Annotated in this window: 18 protein-coding genes; 8 read left to right on the top strand and 10 right to left on the bottom strand. The window is 34.2% G+C overall.

Translation table 11 applies throughout. From position 1 onward, the window contains the following. Window positions 1-19: 19 nt before the first annotated feature. From frr to LXH21_RS06845, 3 genes are all read right to left on the bottom strand, one after another. Entirely contained in the window at window positions 20-583 is a 564-nt protein-coding gene (gene frr, locus LXH21_RS06855; RefSeq protein WP_239863511.1) for a ribosome recycling factor, read from the bottom strand. 77 nt (window positions 584-660) lie between these two features. Next, window positions 661-1,368 carry a UMP kinase gene (gene pyrH / locus LXH21_RS06850; protein ID WP_239863510.1) on the bottom strand — a complete coding sequence of 236 codons (708 nt, stop codon included), beginning with the start codon at window positions 1,366-1,368 and terminating at the stop codon, window positions 661-663. 240 nt (window positions 1,369-1,608) lie between these two features. Beyond that, entirely contained in the window at window positions 1,609-2,961 is a 1,353-nt protein-coding gene (locus LXH21_RS06845) for a M20/M25/M40 family metallo-hydrolase (protein ID WP_239863509.1), read from the bottom strand. A 218-nt stretch (window positions 2,962-3,179) separates the two neighbouring features. On the opposite strand from LXH21_RS06845, the gene LXH21_RS06840 reads away from it, so the two are divergent. Both LXH21_RS06840 and LXH21_RS06835 read left to right on the top strand, forming a co-directional pair. Beyond that, a complete protein-coding gene (locus tag LXH21_RS06840) occupies window positions 3,180-4,226 on the top strand; it encodes an NAD(P)-dependent alcohol dehydrogenase (protein ID WP_239863508.1) in 1,047 nt (348 codons plus the stop codon). 224 nt (window positions 4,227-4,450) lie between these two features. Beyond that, window positions 4,451-5,062 (top strand): thioredoxin family protein, encoded by a 612-nt coding sequence (locus LXH21_RS06835; RefSeq protein WP_239863507.1) that lies wholly within the window; start codon window positions 4,451-4,453, stop codon window positions 5,060-5,062. A gap of 297 nt (window positions 5,063-5,359) precedes the next feature. On the opposite strand, the gene truB is transcribed toward LXH21_RS06835, so the two are convergent. Genes truB through LXH21_RS06815 form a run of 4 tightly spaced genes read right to left on the bottom strand, consistent with a single transcriptional unit; the run spans window position 5,360 to window position 8,075 of the window. After that, window positions 5,360-6,067 carry a tRNA pseudouridine(55) synthase TruB gene (gene truB, locus LXH21_RS06830; protein ID WP_239863506.1) on the bottom strand — a complete coding sequence of 236 codons (708 nt, stop codon included), beginning with the start codon at window positions 6,065-6,067 and terminating at the stop codon, window positions 5,360-5,362. After that, on the bottom strand, window positions 6,067-6,885 hold the full coding sequence (locus LXH21_RS06825; RefSeq protein ID WP_239863505.1) for an undecaprenyl-diphosphate phosphatase: 819 nt from the start codon (window positions 6,883-6,885) through the stop codon (window positions 6,067-6,069). The genes truB and LXH21_RS06825 overlap by 1 nt, the downstream gene beginning before the upstream one ends. A 37-nt stretch (window positions 6,886-6,922) precedes the next feature. After that, the gene (locus LXH21_RS06820; protein ID WP_239863504.1) at window positions 6,923-7,156 is read right to left on the bottom strand and encodes a DUF3098 domain-containing protein; all 234 of its coding nucleotides are present in this window, start codon (window positions 7,154-7,156) and stop codon (window positions 6,923-6,925) included. 43 nt (window positions 7,157-7,199) lie between these two features. After that, entirely contained in the window at window positions 7,200-8,075 is an 876-nt protein-coding gene (locus LXH21_RS06815) for a cell division protein FtsX (protein WP_239863503.1), read from the bottom strand. Window positions 8,076-8,235: 160 nt separating this feature from the next. Between LXH21_RS06815 and leuS the strand changes: the two genes are divergently transcribed. Next, entirely contained in the window at window positions 8,236-11,454 is a 3,219-nt protein-coding gene (leuS, locus tag LXH21_RS06810; protein ID WP_239863502.1) for a leucine--tRNA ligase, read from the top strand. A gap of 223 nt (window positions 11,455-11,677) precedes the next feature. Next, complete coding sequence (locus tag LXH21_RS06805; protein ID WP_239863501.1) at window positions 11,678-12,367, top strand: zinc metallopeptidase; 690 nt, start codon at window positions 11,678-11,680, stop codon at window positions 12,365-12,367. 94 nt (window positions 12,368-12,461) lie between these two features. Here the strand turns inward: LXH21_RS06805 and LXH21_RS06800 are convergent, their stop codons facing one another. Together LXH21_RS06800 and LXH21_RS06795 are read right to left on the bottom strand one after the other, a co-directional pair. Then, window positions 12,462-13,211 carry a uroporphyrinogen-III synthase gene (locus LXH21_RS06800; RefSeq protein WP_239863500.1) on the bottom strand — a complete coding sequence of 250 codons (750 nt, stop codon included), beginning with the start codon at window positions 13,209-13,211 and terminating at the stop codon, window positions 12,462-12,464. Between the two features lie 13 nt (window positions 13,212-13,224). Then, the gene (locus tag LXH21_RS06795) at window positions 13,225-13,896 is read right to left on the bottom strand and encodes a DUF4271 domain-containing protein (RefSeq protein WP_239863499.1); all 672 of its coding nucleotides are present in this window, start codon (window positions 13,894-13,896) and stop codon (window positions 13,225-13,227) included. 104 nt (window positions 13,897-14,000) lie between these two features. Here LXH21_RS06795 and LXH21_RS06790 point away from each other — a divergent pair, with 104 nt between their 5' ends. The 3 genes from LXH21_RS06790 to LXH21_RS06780 are packed head-to-tail and all read left to right on the top strand — an operon-like array spanning window position 14,001 to window position 16,585. Next, window positions 14,001-14,726 carry a polyprenol monophosphomannose synthase gene (locus LXH21_RS06790; RefSeq protein WP_239863498.1) on the top strand — a complete coding sequence of 242 codons (726 nt, stop codon included), beginning with the start codon at window positions 14,001-14,003 and terminating at the stop codon, window positions 14,724-14,726. 11 nt (window positions 14,727-14,737) lie between these two features. Next, complete coding sequence (locus LXH21_RS06785) at window positions 14,738-16,084, top strand: dihydroorotase (RefSeq protein WP_239863497.1); 1,347 nt, start codon at window positions 14,738-14,740, stop codon at window positions 16,082-16,084. Window positions 16,085-16,114: 30 nt separating this feature from the next. Continuing rightward, window positions 16,115-16,585 carry a DUF4296 domain-containing protein gene (locus tag LXH21_RS06780; protein WP_239863496.1) on the top strand — a complete coding sequence of 157 codons (471 nt, stop codon included), beginning with the start codon at window positions 16,115-16,117 and terminating at the stop codon, window positions 16,583-16,585. On the opposite strand, the gene LXH21_RS06775 is transcribed toward LXH21_RS06780, so the two are convergent. Further along, entirely contained in the window at window positions 16,582-17,571 is a 990-nt protein-coding gene (locus LXH21_RS06775) for an NAD-dependent epimerase/dehydratase family protein (protein ID WP_239863495.1), read from the bottom strand. The two genes, LXH21_RS06780 and LXH21_RS06775, sit on opposite strands and share 4 nt — an antisense overlap. Before the next feature lie 194 nt (window positions 17,572-17,765). On the opposite strand from LXH21_RS06775, the gene tyrS reads away from it, so the two are divergent. After that, window positions 17,766-19,064: a tyrosine--tRNA ligase gene (tyrS, locus tag LXH21_RS06770; RefSeq protein WP_239863494.1), complete on the top strand. Its 1,299-nt coding sequence runs from the start codon at window positions 17,766-17,768 to the stop codon at window positions 19,062-19,064. The last annotated feature ends 83 nt before the right edge of the window (window positions 19,065-19,147 follow it).

Below are 19,147 nucleotides of genomic sequence, written 5' to 3'. Positions count from 1 at the left end.
ATAAATAGTTTGAAAATGATTATACTTTCATTATTTCAGCTTCTTTAACTACCAACAATTCATCAATTTTTTTGATGTAGTTGTTAGTCAAAATTTGAACCTCATCTTCTGCACTTTTACAAACATCCTCAGAAGTACCATCTTTTTCTAATTTTTTAATATCGTTATTAGCATCTTTACGTGAATTTCTAATACCGATCTTAGCATCCTCAGCTTCAGACTTGGCTTGTTTAGCCAAATCACGTCTTCTATCTTCTGTCAAAGGCGGAACACTGATGATGATTAAATCTCCATTATTCATTGGATTGAATCCTAGATTAGCAATCATAATTGCTTTTTCTATAGGATGCAACATATTTTTTTCAAAAGGCTGTAAGGTAATTGTTCTAGCATCTGGCGTGCTTATTTTTGCAACCTGAGAAAGTGGTGTTGAAGAACCGTAGTAATCAACAAAAACACTTCCTATCATTGCAGGTGAAGCTTTTCCCGCACGAATATTTGTAAATTCTTTCTCTAAGTGTGTAATAGAACCTTCCATTGATTCTTTTGCGCTGTCTAATATAAAATCTATTTCTTCAGTCATCTTTTTGAGTTTTATTTTTTGTGGAATCATTTGCCATTTTAAGCATCATTGTCATGATCTTAAAATAACATTATAAACTATACGTTTACTACTGTTCCTATGTTATCTCCGTTACAAATTTTTTCAAGATTACCTATTTTGTTCATATCAAAAATGACAATTGGTAATTTATTTTCTTGACTTAAAGTAAAGGCTGTTGTATCCATTACATTTAATCCCTTTTTAAGAACGTCTTCAAATGAAATAGTATCAAACTTAATAGCACTATCATTTTTCTCAGGATCACAGTCATAAACACCGTCTACTCTAGTTCCTTTTAAAATAACATCTGCATTAATCTCAACACCTCTTAATACTGCCGCTGTATCTGTAGTAAAGTATGGGTTCCCTGTTCCTGCACCAAAAATTACGATTCTACCTTTCTCAAGGTGACGTACTGCTCTACGTTTGATATAAGGTTCTGCAATTGCTTCAATTTTTAAAGCTGTTTGTAACCTAGTTAAGATCCCTTTGTCTTCAAGAGCACCTTGCAAAGCCATACCATTTATTATAGTGGCTAGCATCCCCATGTAATCTCCTTGTACACGATCCATACCCGCACTTGCACCAGCAACTCCTCTAAAGATGTTTCCTCCACCAATAACGATGGCGATTTCTACTCCTTTATTGTGGATCTTTTTGATTTCTTCAGCGTATTCGGCCAATCTCACAGGATCAATTCCGTATTGCTTATCTCCCATTAGAGCTTCACCACTTAATTTCAGAAGAATTCTTTTATATTTCATGAGTTTGTTGAGTTGTTTGGTGCAAATATAGTAATATTCTTTTTTTTTGAAATAGGGATGCATAATTATTACAAATTAAGTTCCTATTTTATTGATTTGCATTAGAGCACCAATCCTGACAACATACCAATTTACCCTTTCCTTACGTTCATTGATAATGTAAATATTTCCATGGAAAAACATAAAATTATTTTACAAGATGATGTGTTTACAATTTAATCTATTCTATTTTATGCGTTTTTAGCGAATAGGAATAGGAAAAACTGGTAAACTTGCGTGACCCAATTCATCAATTGCTTGTACAGCAAACAAAAAATTGTCTTTCGAATAAGGTATAGTAGCTTTAGTATCTTTTACAAAGACTGCTTTCTGCCAACTATTGTCAGATGTCTCTCTAATTAATATCTGGTAACCATAAACATTAGTCGTCTTTGAGGCTGTCCACGTTAGTGTAGAAAAATTTGTAAGGTCTTTAACTTCGATACCCACATTTTGAGGAGCATTTGGAGCTCCTGCCAAATTTGCTAATGTGGCCAAATTTGACGCTGCAACTTTTCTCAAATATTCAAAGTCCATAAATTCGGGTAAATCGCCATATTTTATATTATCCTCAGTACGTAAGTCTTGGTGTTGGTGGTCAAAATTTTCATTCATCTCGCAAAAGCGAATGGCTGTAAATCCATTTTGACTAAAGGGAGTATGATCTCCACCACGTAAAAAGCGATCATTTCTATAGACTAGATTGATATCAAGTTGTGCTACATATTGATTGGTAGTTGCCTTGATATATCGGGCAAGTTGTCTTGACGGACTGTCATTATCTCTATTTGTAAGTACACGCATTTTGGCCTCCTCATTAGTTTCTAAATATGGTGTGGCTTCGCTAAAGACACGTACTTGCGTATTGTCGCGTAACTTTGTACCACTTGATAAGCTATTACCAATCATATCATTATTTAGCATCGCAATTATATTCCAATTTCCTTTTTTGGCAACCTCTGCAAGATGACGTGCCCCATACAAGCCTTGCTCCTCACCTGTTACTGCAACAAAAATTATTGAATAAGGAAAAGCTCTTTTACTCATAATTTTAGCCAGTTCCATCATGGCCGCTACACCAGAACCATCGTCATTTGCTCCTGGAGCATCCGATTTTGCATCCATAACATCTGTAACACGTGAATCTAGATGACCGCTTATTATAAGTACTCGATTATCAGAAGGATCCGTTCCTTTTAAAGTCGCCATCACATTCCCTAATTGACTATCAGTAGCGATGCGTTTTCCATCTGCTTTTACGGTAAAATAATCGATGATTGATGTTAACCTACCTCCAGATTCTAATGCGTATTTTTCAAATTCAGATTTCACCCATTGTTGCGCCGCACCAATACCGCGCGTTTTACTTTTGGTATCACTCAAAGTATGTCGGGTTCCAAAAGAAACTAATTTTTTTACAGTGATTTCAAGGTTATCTGCCTTTATTTCAGAAATCATTTTTGTTATTTCGGGATCTTCCTGAGTAATTTGACCAAAATTAGTTTGAGTCACAAATAGAAGAGAGCAAATAAATAAAGTAGTGATATGTTTCATTTTATGAAGAATTTTATTTTAGAAATAAAAATAAGTAAAAAAAGAGGAAGAATAAGGTTCTGAAGAAAATTTAGGAGTTGTTTAAACGCTACCATTTTACAACTAGGATTATCAAACAGTTATAGGAATTCGCAATGAGAGCTTACTCATTTACATATTTCTTAACAATTAACGCACTATCGTTTTGTAATTTTGCCTTTTAAATAAATTAAGATATCATGACAGAAATAAAAGCATATGCAGCATACGATGCAGAAACCCCTTTAAAACCATTTACTTTCGAAAGAAAAGAAATTGGCGAAAAAGAAATTCAAATAGAGATCCTTTATAGTGGAGTATGTCACTCAGATATACATACAGCAAAAGGGGATTGGGGACCAGCTATTTACCCATTGGTACCAGGTCACGAAATTGTAGGTAGAATTACAGCAGTTGGTAGTGGTGTATCTAAATTTAAAGTTGGAGAACTTGCAGGAGTAGGATGTTTTGTAGATTCTTGCAGAACATGTCCTAGTTGTCAAGCAGGTGACGAGCAGTTATGTGACGAAGGTATGACAGGAACATACAATAGTTACGAAAGAGGAACAACTATACCAACTTATGGCGGATATTCTACTAGTATTACTGTTGATGAAAATTATACTTTGCACGTATCTGATAAATTAGAATTATCTGGAGTTGCACCTTTATTATGTGCTGGAATCACAACTTACTCTCCACTACGTTATTTAAAAGTGGGTAAAGGACATAAAGTTGCTGTTTTAGGACTTGGAGGTCTAGGACATATGGCAGTAAAATTTGCAGCTTCTTTTGGTGCAGAAGTAACCATGCTAAGCCACTCGCCATCTAAAGAGGCAGATGCTAAAAAGTTAGGAGCACATCATTTTGCTTTGACATCAAATGAAGAAGTAATGGCATCACTTGCAAGTAAATTTGATGTGATTTTGAATACTGTATCTGCAGAGCACGACTACAATGCATACTTAAACTTATTGAACACAAATGGTACAATGATCATTGTAGGTATTCCTAATTCTCCAGCTATTATTCCTGCTGCTACTTTGGTAATGAAACGTAGAAGCATCATGGGAAGTTTAATTGGCGGTATTGCAGAGACTCAAGAAATGCTTGATTATTGTGCAGAGCATAACATTACATCAGATGTTGAAGTAATCGATATGAATTATATCAATGAAGCTTACGATCGTATGAATAAAAGCGATGTGAAATATCGTTTTGTAATTGATATGGCATCATTGAAATAAAAGTTGAAATAAAGTAATTTTACTTTATTATTCATAACATCTAGCAACCCCAAAATGACTTTTTCAAGTTGTTTTGGGGTTGTTGTTTTCAGAGATATTACAAGCTTTGACTAGCGATTATTTATTTTATTAGCCTAAAACATATTTATGATTAGCGCTAATGATTATTATCATTACTAGTTCGTACTATTTCTGCTAAATTTACTAAAATAAAAAATTGAACTATGAAGACAGTAATTGCAAAAGCATTATTCAACAGCCATTCTTACTTAGAGTACCGCAAATTAGTCTCTGATTTACTTATAGAAAATAAATCTACTGCCCAAGAACAAACAGAAGATCTTACCAATTATAGTCACCTAAACGACACGAGAATGAATCGATTGGATAAAACCGTGAGATTGAATCATGAGTCAAACAACAAAATGAAAAGTCTACAAAAGGAATACATTTGGTTGGTGATTACAGAAGGTTGGTGTGGAGATGCTGCACAAATATTACCCGTAATAGACAAGCTAGCAACAGCCTCTGAAGGTAAAATAGATTTGAAGATTGTACTGCGTGATGAAAACGAGGAATTAATGAAACTCTTTTTGACCAAGGGCACAAAAGCGATTCCGAAATTAATTATTATCGATCAAGAAACTACAGAAGTATTAGTGCACTGGGGGCCTAGACCAGAAGGAGCAACTAAACTAATTCAAGAATACAAAAAAACGCATGGCGTACTCGATGAAACTGCCAAAACCAATTTACAGTTATGGTATTTGCATGACAAAGGGCAATCTATTCAAAATGAAATTGCCACTACAATGATGGAATTTGAGTTGAGTTAAAAAATAGTTATAATTCAAAATTTATTAAATAAATTACGTAACTTAGTGATTCCCAATCAAGTCTATCATTTCCTATTTGATTTTTATGTGTATTTAATTATTGTTTAACAATTAAAAAATATCGTCATGAAAAAATTATTCGAAAAAATGTATGATATGCTTTCTCGTTTTCTATTTGGAAATGAACGTATGTCACATTATTAATCTATCAAGGGATTTGATAGTTAATGTAGTCTTAATCTATTCACGATTTGAGCTTTGGCATACAAAACTCAAATCGTGAAATTTTTATAGCTATTATTGAAGATTTTTTAAGTTTTCTTCGAATAATTCTACATCAATCGCATCGTCAACATCATAGTTTCCAATCTTAGTTCTTCGCAAAGCCGTTAGGTGTGATCCTGACTGCATAGCTTTACCAAAATCAAAAGCTAATGATCGAATGTAAGTCCCTTTACTGCAAGTCACTCTAAAGTCAATTTCTGGTAATGCTATCCGTGTAATTTCAAATTCGTGTATGGTCGTTTTCCTAGAAGCAATTTCGACTGTTTCCCCTGCACGAGCATGCTCATAAAGTCGAACACCGTCTTTCTTAATTGCCGAATAGATCGGAGGAATTTGATCAATTTCGCCTAAAAATTGCTTTACTGTTTCGTGAATTAATGCTTCATCGATATGTGAAGTCGGAAATTCTTGATCAACTTCTGTTTCCAAATCATATGATGGTGTAGTTGCACCAATATAAAAAGTTCCTGTGTATTCTTTGGCTTGAGCTTGAATTTCAGTAATTCTCTTAGTAAATTTTCCCGTGCAAACAATTAACAAACCAGTAGCAAGCGGATCTAAAGTTCCTGCATGCCCAATTTTGAATTTCTTTGGCAAGCCGATTGTATTTATCAAAGCGTACTTTAATTTATTAACTGCCTGAAAAGAACTCCACTTTAATGGTTTGTCTATCAACAATATTTGTCCGGTTAAGTACTCTTCTGGAGTTAATGTGTCCATTATTTAGTAGTATAAAAATAGATCAATAATCCAATACCGATAACAATTCGGTACCAACCCCAAAATTTGAAACCATATTTAGTCAAAACAGTTATAAATGTCTTCACTGCAATCAGGGCAACAATAAATGCCAAAACATTACCCAAAATAAATAGTTGTATATGACTATCATCTTGCATAATCATCTCGTAACCTTTCATTTCGGTAACCGTTCCTTTTCCCCATGTTTTTACAAACACAGAATATACTGTAACTGCCAACATCGTAGGAACAGCCAAAAAGAATGAAAATTCAGCAGACGCTCTTCTACTTAACCCTTGCGTCATACCACCAATAATCGAGGCTGCAGAACGCGAAGTTCCAGGCATCATAGCAAGACATTGCCAGAAACCAATGATTACTGCTTTTTTTACAGTGATGTCTTTTTCGTCAAGTATTACTGGATTTTTAAACCAATTATCTACAAACAAAAGAACGACACCGCCTAGCACCAAAACAGTAGATATTGCTATTTGATTTCCTAGAACTGCCTCTATTGCATCATCAAAAAGATAACCCAAAACCAAAGCTGGAATTACTGCGCACACTAATTTTATGTAGAAATTAAAATTTTTGAAGTCAAAAAATTTCTTCCAATACAAGACAACAATTGATAATATTGCTCCAAATTGTATTGATACTTGAAACATTTTTAAGAATTCCGTCTCTTCCATTCCTAGGAGAGAGGCTGTAAAACCCATGTGAGCTGTAGAAGAAATTGGTAAGTATTCCGTAAGTCCTTCGACAATCGCAAGGATAATTGCTTGTAATGTATTCATTAATGATATTTAAAATAGTGAGAAGAGATAAAAGTAACTACTTACGTGTTTTAAGTATTGAAAAAACAGTAATACCAAAGCCAATTAAGACCGTAGTAGGTGCTAATCGAATTCTTCTAAAATTAAATATTTCTTCGTTAAAAACAGTTGGATCATCACTACCTCCACCAGACATCAAAATAAAGCCTAAGGCAATAACCCCCACTCCTACCAATAGGATTTTGTAATTTACATTATCAAATAAAAATTCTGATTTATTTTCTTCCATCATGCTGTCGTTTGTCTTTTTTTATCTTTCGATTATAATTCTACTATTAATATAAATCGTCTGTTCTTAAGTTTAAGAAACGTTGTGTTGCAAAATGAGTACTGATCCAAGTGATCAAAATTCCCATTGCCATAACAGCAGCAAACACAATCCCAATTAATGCTTTGTTTTCAAGAATTTCAAGTTCAGGAAAGTTTGATTGAACATAAGTTAGCATCGCAATTAGAGCGATGATGGCCAATGTTGCACCGATAACCCCAAGTTTCACACTACGCATTACAAACGGTTTTCTAATAAAAGATTTGGTAGCTCCTACCATCTGCATGGTTTTGATGATAAATCTGTTCGAATAAATAGAAAGACGTAGAGAGCTATTAATAAGTAAAACTGCTATAAAAGTCAAAAAGCAGCTGATGATTAGAATCCACATACTTACTTTTTTAATATTATCATTTACCAAGTTAACAAGTTGTTTGTCATAAACAATATCATCAATTTGTTTGTTAAGCCTAAACTCTTTTTCGATTGCCGCAATACTATCACGTTCTACATAAGCCGCTTTAAAATGGATATCATACGAATTCTGCAAAGGGTTTTCGCCCAAAAAGGTTAAAAAATCTTCACCAATAATATCTGTATGTTGTTTAGCAGCTTCATCTTTAGTTACAAAAACCGATGATTTAGCAAAAGGCGCTTTTTTCAGTTCTGCACCAAAAGCTTTTAATTCCGCATCAGTAGCTTTGTTTTTGAAAAATATAGTCATGGCGATTTTTTCCTTAAAATCATCTGCTAGTTTTTGAGAATTGATAATGAAAAGACCAAGGGTCCCTAACAGAAACAAAACCAAGAATATACTTAGCACAACTGAAAAATAAGAAGAAATTAATCTGCGTTTTTGAAACTTATCAAATGAAGAACTCATAGTGTGTTTTAATTATGCCGTAAAAATAATAAAGTATTTCTTTATTTGAAGTTAATAACGTTCAAAGTTTTGACTTTCGTACAATAAACGTAAATTTGCGCCTTTATTATATCGTTAATCCTAGAAACTTAGCGTTTTTATACTTTAGAAACACAATCTGATGAAATACAATCCAAACGAAATTGAAGCCAAATGGCAAAAATACTGGGCAGACAACAAAACTTTTGCTGCGTCTAACACTTCGGATAAACCTAAACATTATGTTTTAGACATGTTTCCTTACCCGTCGGGAGCAGGATTACATGTAGGTCATCCGTTAGGATACATAGCTTCAGATGTCTACTCAAGGTACAAGCGCCACCAAGGTTTTAATGTTTTACACCCAATGGGTTATGACAGTTTTGGTTTGCCAGCAGAGCAATATGCAATACAAACAGGACAGCGCCCAGAAGATACTACACGTGTAAATATTGATGGTGGATTTGACAAAGAGGGAAATCAAATTGCGGGGTACAGAAAACAACTAGACACTATTGGGTTTTCATTTGATTGGGATAGAGAAGTGCGAACTTCGAATCCTGATTACTACAAACACACACAATGGATTTTTATTCAGTTATTTAATTCATGGTATAATAAAGACAGCGATAAAGCAGAAGATATTTCGACTTTAATAACTACCCTAGCATCAGAAGGTAATGCTGCAATTAACGCGGTTTGCGATGACAATATTACTGTTTTCACCGCCTCTGAGTGGAATGTTTTCGACAAAGAAAAACAAGAGAAAATTCTATTACAATATAGAATGACCTATCTAGCAGAAACCGAAGTAAACTGGTGCCCTGGCTTAGGAACGGTTTTGGCCAATGACGAAATTATAAATGGTGTTTCTGAACGAGGAGGATACCCTGTAGTACGTAAAAAGATGACACAATGGAGCATGCGTATTTCTGCTTATGCAGAACGTTTGTTGCAAGGATTGAATACGATTGACTGGACAGAAAGTATCAAAGAAAGTCAACGCAATTGGATTGGAAAAAGCATTGGTGCTATGGTAGACTTTCCTATTATAACTTTCCCCGAAGGAGAAGAAAACATGGGATCTAGAGATCCTTTGGCTAATTCAACCGAAATTGAAAAGACCTTATGGCTAAGTTTACAATCAAAAGCTTTAGATTATAAATTCAAGCAACAACATTTAATCGCAGGATATACGGTTGATTTTGTATGTCTTTCGAAAAAATTGGTAATCGAAGTTGATGGTAAAGTAAAAGGTGAAATTATAGCGATCGATCCTGAAAAAGTTAGAGTATTAAATGAAAATGGTTTTAAAATAATTCGTTTTACAAACGAAGAAATCATCAGAAATCTAGCAGGTGTTTTAGATACCATCACAATAGAATTAGACAATATTGGAGACTACCCTTCTGGAGCTAACGGTACCATTAGTGTTTTCACTACACGTCCCGACACTATTTTTGCTGTTACTTTTATGACACTAGCACCAGAGCACGAGTTGGTAGCACAAATTACGACAGCAGATCAAAAAGATGCAGTAGCTGCTTATATCGAAAAAACCTCTAAACGTTCTGAAAGAGAACGTATGGCTGATGTAAAAACAATCTCTGGAGTATTTACAGGAGCTTATGCAGAACATCCGTTTACCAAAGAGCCAATTCCGGTTTGGATTGGAGACTATGTTCTGGCAGGATATGGTACAGGTGCTGTAATGGCCGTTCCTTGTGGAGACGAAAGAGATTTCGCTTTCGCTAATTTCTTTAAAGGGCAAAACGGAATGCAAGAAATTAAGAACATATTCGACAAGGACATTTCCGAAGCTGCGTTTGGAGCTAAAGAAGGGTTTGTTTTAGAAAATTCTGATTTCTTAAATGGACTAGGTTACAAAGAAGCTACTAAAGTCATTATTGAAGCCTTAGAAAAAATAAACCAAGGAAGAGGAAAAATAAATTACCGTTTACGTGATGCTGTTTTCTCCCGCCAAAGATATTGGGGAGAACCATTCCCAGTTTATTATGTAAATGAGTTACCACAAATGATTGATGCACAATATTTACCAATCATATTACCAGAAGTAGAAAAATATTTACCAACCGAAGACGGTTTGCCTCCATTAGGAAATGCAACTGTTTGGGCTTGGGACAGCATAAACAATAAAGTTGTCGAGTCGACCACTGTCGATAATCAAACCATCTTCCCGTTAGAGTTGAACACGATGCCAGGTTGGGCAGGTTCATCATGGTATTGGATGCGTTATATGGATGCGAGTAATGAAAATGAATTTGCAAGCAAAGAAGCGCTAGCGTATTGGGAATCTGTGGATTTGTATATAGGAGGTAGTGAGCACGCAACAGGTCACTTGTTGTACTCCCGTTTTTGGAATAAATTCTTAAAAGATAAAGGGTATGCACCTACAGAAGAGCCGTTCAAAAAATTGATTAATCAAGGAATGATCTTAGGTACCAGTGCATTTGTATATCGATTGGAAGGAACAAATTCATTCGTTTCGAAAAATAAGATTGAAGGACACAGTATCCAACCAATTCATGTTGATGTCTCAATGGTTAATTCATCTGATGAATTAGATATTGAAAAATTCAAATCATGGAGAGAAGAGTATAACAATGCTGAATTCGTACTAGATGAAAATGGTAAATACATTGTAGGTCGCGAAGTAGAGAAAATGTCTAAATCGAAATACAACGTTGTAACACCAGATGATATTTGCACGGAGTATGGAGCAGATACCTTACGTTTGTACGAAATGTTTTTAGGGCCACTGGAACAAGCAAAGCCTTGGAATACGGCAGGTATTTCGGGAGTGTTTGGTTTCTTAAAAAAATTATGGCGTTTGTATTATGAAGAAGACACATTGGTAGTCACAAACGATGAACCGACCAAAGACAACTTAAAAACATTACATAAAACGATTAAAAAAGTAGCAGATGATATAGAGAATTTCTCTTTTAATACCTCTGTGTCACAATTCATGATTTGTGTAAATGAATTGTCTACTCAAAAATGCCATTCACGTGCCATTTTGGAACCTTTGGCTATTGTAATTTCTCCTTATGCACCACATATTGCAGAGGAATTATGGTCAATATTAGGAAACGAAGGATCTATAGCTACGGTTGCTTTCCCAGTTTTTGAAGAGAAACATTTGGTAGAATCTGAAAAAGAATACCCAGTATCTTTTAACGGTAAGATGCGTTTCACGTTGACTTTACCATTGGACTTGAGCAAAGATCAAATTCAAGAAATTGTTTTGAACGATGAAAGAACGATTAAACAATTGGACGGAAAGACTCCTAACAAAATAATTATTGTACCAGGAAAAATCATCAATTTGGTAGGGTAACAATTGTACTAATTAAATAATTATTGCTTTAACCTGAATATAAAGCAACAACTTAAATCCAAATTCTATTAACAATTAGTTAATTGGAATTTGGATTTTTTTTTAAAATTTTAATCTAAAGTTCTATTTAATAAATAATTAACCATTGCCACAATGACACTTTTATCAAATTGGTTCAGAATTTGCTATCTAATAGTCAAATAAAAAACTTAAAATAAAAAACATGGGAACAGGATATCTTGTATTGGCTGGAATCATAATGCTTTTCAGCTGGTTGGTTAGTTCAAGACTTAAAAGCAAATTTGAATTTTATTCGAAACTGCATTTGCAAAATCATATGAGCGGAGCTGAGATTGCTCAAAAAATGCTCGCCGATAATGGTATTTATGATGTGCGCGTTATTTCGACTCCAGGTCAATTGACCGACCACTACAATCCAGTAAACAAAACAGTAAACTTAAGCGAAGCTGTATACAACCAACGCAATGCAGCGGCGGCTGCTGTGGCTGCTCATGAGTGCGGACACGCTGTACAACATGCTGTTGGTTACCAGTGGTTGACGATGCGTTCCAAATTGGTACCTTTTGTAAATGTAGCTTCTAGCTATATGCAATGGGTTTTACTGGGAGGTATATTGTTATTAAATAGTTTTCCGCAGTTATTGTTGGCTGGTATCGTTTTGTTTGCAGCGACTACTATCTTCTCACTTGTTACATTACCAGTAGAATACGATGCAAGTAACAGAGCTCTAGCCTGGCTTAAAAACAAAAACATGCTAAATCATGCCGAGTACGCCGGAGCAGAAGATTCTTTGAAATGGGCAGCTCGCACCTACGTTGTAGCTGCATTAGGTTCTATCGCTACGTTACTGTATTATATTTCAATTTATATGGGTGGAAGCAGAAGAGACTAATTAGAGCTATAGCTCTTTTATTCAAAAAAACAGGAAACAAAAAAACCGCAATTAGTTGCGGTTTTTTTTTGACTTATATAATTCTAGTAAAAAATTACTTTGATTTATTATTTTCTACAATGTATTTTTCGATTGCCATTGTCATTGAAGGTGTACCAGGAGTTGGAGCAAGAATATCAATTCTCAAACCACAATCCAAGGCTTCTTTTTGGGTAGTACTACCAAAAACAGCAATTCTAGTTTCGTTTTGTTTAAAATCTGGAAAGTTTTTAAACAATGACTTGATTCCAGTTGGACTGAAAAAAGCCAAAACATCATAATAAACATCAGCAAGATCAGACAAATCACTCATTACAGTTTTGTAAAAAGTGGCTTGAGTCCAGTCTACTTTCAAGTTATTTAATGTAGTAGGTGCATCAGCATTCAATTGATCAGACGCAGGTAATAGGAATTTCTCATCCTTATACTTTTTAATCAGCGGTGATAAATCTGCAAAATCTTTTCCTCCAACATAAATTTTACGTTTTCTATACACCACATATTTTTGCAAGTAGAAAGCAACAGCTTCCGATTGGCAAAAATACTTTAATCCTTCAGGAACTTTGAAACGCATTTCTTCAGCTACTCTAAAAAAATGATCTACGGCGTTGCGACTCGTTAAAATAATTGCAGTAAAATTATTAAGATCGATTTTTTGTAGACGAATCTCTTTTGCATTAACTCCTTCTATATGGATAAAAGGTCTGAAATCAATTTTTATTTTATGCTTTTGTTGCAATTCAAAGTAAGGAGAATTCTCAACTTTAGGCTCAGGTTGTGACACCAAAATAGTTTTCACTTTCATATTTTAACAGTTTCTAAGCGCTACCTTTTGTGTACAAATAATACATAAAAAAATAGGGGGCTATTTCGAGAGTGCAAAGATATAAAATAAAATAAAACAACTTGCTGAATATTAGATTTTGATAATTTTTTATTGATACCAAATAAATCAAAACATTAGCTATCAACAACATAGCTATAATTACTTGTGGTATTATAATAGAAATAGTATCGTGGTAAAACAAAATTATGTTAAAAGGAAGTATCAAAAGACCAATATATGTTCGATATGTAACTTTTTGAAGGTTAAACTGCGCAGCAAAATCCTCAATATTGAATGCTGTTGCGATTATTTTCTCAATCAGGTATTTTGATAAAATGAAGAAAATAACAAATGTTACAATTTGAATATAAAGTATAAAATCAGTCTTGGAGGCTGATCCAAAAACACTCAAAGACAGTTGTATAAAAAAAGCAAAAGAGATTGCTTGAACAAAAAACAAGACAATTGTGAAGGTGCTTTTTAAGTGAGTTGGGTCACGGTATATTTTAGAATACTTATCAGAAAAGAGAAGATTCATAAAATCTCCAAATCGACCTTCATTGGTTGATCGGGTTACGGCTATAAGCATAAACGACAGTACAAATAAAATTGTTGCCCAATCTTTGCTCTCAATAATTCTTGGATGAAGTAAATGTTCTGTCATATTGCGACAAAATTAGTAAATTTTTGTTTCAAACTTTTTATTATAGTTTTATTATCATTGAAATGCTTTAAAAAGTTTACTTTTGCGTTGAAATTATTTGAAAAATGAGTGACTGTATTGTTATAATTCCTACCTATAACGAAATTGAAAACATCGAAAGTATCATCCGTTCTGTGCTGTCGCAGCATAAGAACTTTCATATAGTTGTAATAGATGATAATTCGCCAGATCACACGGCAGATAAGGTTATTGCATTGCAGTCTGAATTTGAAAATCGATTGTTTTTGGAAAAAAGAATGAAAAAAGCGGGACTTGGTACTGCCTATGTTCACGGCTTTAAATGGGCTATCGCTCGAAAATATGATTTTATATTTGAGATGGATGCCGATTTCTCACACAATCCCAACGATTTAGAAAAACTTTACAACGCTTGTCATTTTGGAGATGCCGATTTAGCCATTGGTTCCCGTTATGTAACAGGTGTAAATGTTGTAAACTGGCCACTGAGCAGAGTTTTAATGTCTTACTTTGCCTCTGTATATGTACGCATGATAACCGGAATGCAAATTCACGACGCTACAGCAGGATTTGTTTGTTACAAACGAAACGTGCTTGAAACTATAAAACTAGATAAGATAAAATTTGTTGGTTACGCTTTTCAAATTGAAATGAAATACCGAACTTACTGTCGCAAATTTAAAATTACCGAAGTTCCTATTATCTTTACCGATAGAACCAAAGGACAGTCCAAAATGAGTAATTCTATTATTATAGAAGCTGTGTTTGGAGTAATTTCTCTGAGATTAAAAAAATTATTTAATACATTATAAGAATTAGTACAATGAACAGGGTTTTAATTAAGAATGCCAAAATAGTAAATGAGGGAGTGATTTTTGAGGGCGATGTTTTAATTGAAAATGACTTAATTGTTGAAATTTCAGAAAGCATTAGTGCAAAATCATCCGATTACGTAATTATTGACGCCGAAGGGAATTACTTAATGCCCGGTGCAATCGATGATCAAGTTCACTTTAGAGAGCCCGGTTTAACTCACAAAGGTGATATTGAATCAGAATCAAGAGCAGCAGTTGCAGGTGGAATTACATCGTTTATCGAACAACCTAATACCATCCCTAACGCCGTTACTCAAGAAATCCTAGAACAAAAATACGAATTGGCTGCCGAAAAATCGTATGCGAATTATTCATTTATGATGGGAGCAACCAATGACAATCTTGAAGAGGTTCTGAAAACCAATTCAAAAAATGTTGCTGGTATCAAAATATTCTTGGGATCTTCAACTGGTAACATGTTAGTTGATAATGAAGCTACGCTAGAAAAAATATTCTCTAGTACTCCTTTGCTAATCGCAGTTCATTGTGAAGACGAAACAACTATTAAAGAAAATACAGCAAAGTATATTGCAGAGTATGGAGATGATGTTCCTGTAACAGCGCATCATTTGATTCGTTCTGAGGAAGCTTGCTATATATCCTCATCAAAAGCTGTAGCTCTTGCCAAAAAAACTGGGGCTCGCTTACACATCTTTCATCTTTCGACTGCAAAAGAAATGGATTTGTTTACCAATAAAATCCCATTGGCAGAAAAGAGAATTACTGCTGAAGTTTGTATTCATCATCTTTGGTTTTCAAATGATGATTATGCTACAAAAGGAAATTTAATAAAATGGAATCCTGCAGTAAAAACTGCCACTGATAGAGATGCATTATGGAAAGCACTATTAGATGATCGAATAGATGTTATCGCTACTGATCACGCTCCTCACACGCTTGAAGAGAAAAAACAATCTTATTTAAAAGCTCCTTCTGGAGGACCTTTGGTACAGCATGCAGTAGTAGCCATGTTTGAAGCTTACCACCAAGGAAAAATTAGCATTGAGAAAATCGTTGAAAAAATGTGTCATAACCCTGCAAAAATCTTTCAAATTGAGAAGAGAGGTTTTATCAAAGTGGGATATTATGCCGATTTGGTGATTGTCAACGCAGGTTTGCCGTGGAGTGTTAAGAAAGAAAATATTCTAGCAAAATGTGGATGGTCTCCTTTTGAAGGTTTCACTTTTAAATCTAGAATTACACATACTTTTGTAAATGGTCAGTTAATTTACAAAGCTTTTAAAGTGAAGGACGTCAAAGCTGGACGTAGACTGTTATTTGATAGAGATTTTTAATTACCAGAATTACATCATAAAATTCAAGTTATGAAAAAGATAGGCATACTCCTTTTTTTATTTTTTTGGGTAGGGTGTAAAGATCAGGTTATGGAGAAACCTGACAACCTTATTGACAAAAAAGAGATGGTAGATATACTTTATGATTTGTCATTACTAAATGTGATTAGGTACCAAAATGCTGCCACTTTACAGAAGTACAAGGGTACAGAATTAGAATATATTTTTAAGAAGTATAATATCGATAGTGTCCAGTTTTCAAAAAGCAACAGTTATTATGCTGCTGATTATAAAAATTACAAAGACATTTTTGATCAAGTCAAAGTTCGAATTGAATCTGATTTAAAAAAAGTGGACACGCTAATAAGAATAAAAGAACGTGCCGATTCATTGAAGACCAAGAAATCAAAAACCATCAAAAATGATTCGGTGGCTAAGAAAACTAACATAAAGGAAAAGCTAGAACAAGCACCTGTAGAAACAGAAGGTGTCTTAAATTAAACTTTTGCAATCTTTTTAATATACTGATGAACATCTATAAAGCTGATTTTTAAATCAGCTTTTATTTTTTCATTTGAGAAGATTCTACTATTATAACTGGATCTAGCCATGTACTTTGTTAGATTTCTTTTCGATCGAAATAAAAACGAAGCAAATTTATCCAATCGCCAAGCAATCTCAAGTAACCAACCTTTGGCATGTATACTAGGACGCTTTACATTTAACGCATCACTCATTGAGTTCAAAATTTGTTGGTAAGAACTATTCTCCGCCACAAGTGTATAGCGCTCATTTACGATAGAACTATTTATAAGTTTGATCGCAATTTCGACAACATCAGGAACTGCAATAAATGCGGTAACACCTGTAGTGTAAAATGATAAGCCTTTGGCGACTCTTTTATACAGCAAACCACTTCCTTGATCATCAAAACCTGGCCCAAGAATTATTCCAGGGTTAATGATAACACTTTGCAGACCTTCCTGTTGCCCTCGCCATATCTCCATCTCAGCACCATATTTTGAAATGGCGTAATCAGAATGAGGTTTTTCAGGATTCCACTCTGTTGATTCGGTTACTACAGTTTCATGCTCTGCCAAATCACCTAAAGCAGCTACAGAACTGATGTAACATAATTTTATTACATTATTGGCAAGACAAAAGTTCACGACATTTGCCGTACCTTCAATATTAGTTTTACGAAGTCGACCTTCATCAGATGGTTGAAAAGAAATTAGTCCAGCGCAATGGTATACATATTCGATACCAATAAAAGCTTCTTCTAGTTGCGTGATGTTGGTAACATCTGCTTCCTTCCACTCTATCGCATCAAAAAGAGTCTCTTTCTGGTAATATGCAAATAGCGCTTTTGTTTTCTCGATTGCATTTCTATTACGATAAGTAGCACGCACTTTTTCACCGTTTTCTATCAAACGAATTAACAAATGTGCCCCAACCAGTCCTGTTCCTCCTGTAAGTAATACCATAAATACAAAGGTATAAAATTCAATAGCAATGACAATATTCAACCGCAGTAAGAACAAATAAATCGAGACCTAACACATTTTCAGATTGTTACATTTTATAAATTTTAAGATTTTATTATAATTTTGAGCACGAATGGGATAGATATTGAAATTTGACATTTGAATTGTTATCTTTGCTGAAATTGATTAAAAAGATGAAAAATATTATTACTGAATTACAATGGCGCGGTTTAGTTCACGACATTATGCCGGGAACAGAAGAACAACTTTTAAAGGAAATGACAGCAACTTATATTGGCTTTGATCCTACTTCAGACTCCTTGCATATTGGAAGTTTGGTGCCAATTATACTTCTAGTACATCTTAAAAATTTTGGTCACAAACCTATTGCATTAGTAGGTGGAGCTACTGGTATGATTGGAGACCCTTCTGGAAAATCAGACGAACGTAATTTACTTGACGAAGAAACTCTAGCACATAATGTGAATGGTATTAAAGGAGTTTTAAGTCATTTTCTAGATTTTAATTCGAAAGATGAAAATGCAGCAGTCTTAGTAAATAATTACGACTGGATGAAAGAACTATCGTTTATAAATTTTGCTCGTGATGTAGGAAAGCGAATTACAGTTAACTATATGATGGCAAAAGACTCTGTAAAAAAACGTATCAATGGCGAAGGGGAAGGAATGTCATTTACTGAGTTTACATACCAGTTAATTCAAGGTTACGATTTTTACCATTTGCATAAAGAATACAACTGTATGCTACAAATGGGTGGATCAGATCAATGGGGTAATATCACTACAGGAACAGAGTTAGTACGTCGTATGAATGTAGGCGAAGAAGCCAAAGCATATGCAATGACTTGTCCGTTGATTACAAAAGCAGATGGCTCTAAATTTGGAAAATCTGAAGGAGGAAATGTTTGGCTAACAAGTGACAAAACATCTGTCTATAAATTTTACCAATTTTGGTTAAATACTACTGACGTAGATGCTGAGAAATATATTAAAATCTTTACATTTTTAGATAAAGAAGCTATCGAAGCTTTAATTGTTGAGCATCAAGTTACGCCACATTTAAGAGTGTTACAAAAAAGATTGGCCGAAGAACTGACTGTTTTTGTTCATTCACAAGAAGAGCTAGAAAAAGCACAAAAAGCTTCTACGATACTTTTTGGAAATGCGACTTCGGATGATTTAAAAACACTTGATGCAGCTACTTTTCTCGAAGTTTTTGATGGTGTTCCACAAGCAGAAATTTCTAAAATTGAAATCGAAACTGGAATTGAAATTATTACGGTCTTAAATGAAAAAACAGGATTTTTCAAATCGAATGGAGAAGCGAGAAGAGCATTAACCGCTAATTCAATTTCGATCAATAGAGAAAAAGTCAAAGAAGATTTTATACTTACTTCAGCCGATTTGATAAACAATCAGTTTGTATTATTGCAAAGCGGTAAGAAAAATTACTTTGTAGTGAGAGTCGTTTAAATATATACTGTTCAACAGAAAAACTACAGCTGATGGTTATTTATAAATTTCATAAATAATCATCAGCTTTATAAATTGCATAA

It is taken from the genome of Flavobacterium algicola, from assembly GCF_022399565.1.
In the GTDB taxonomy this organism is placed as follows: domain Bacteria; phylum Bacteroidota; class Bacteroidia; order Flavobacteriales; family Flavobacteriaceae; genus Flavobacterium; species Flavobacterium algicola.
This window is presented reverse-complemented; position numbering and strand designations above follow the sequence as displayed.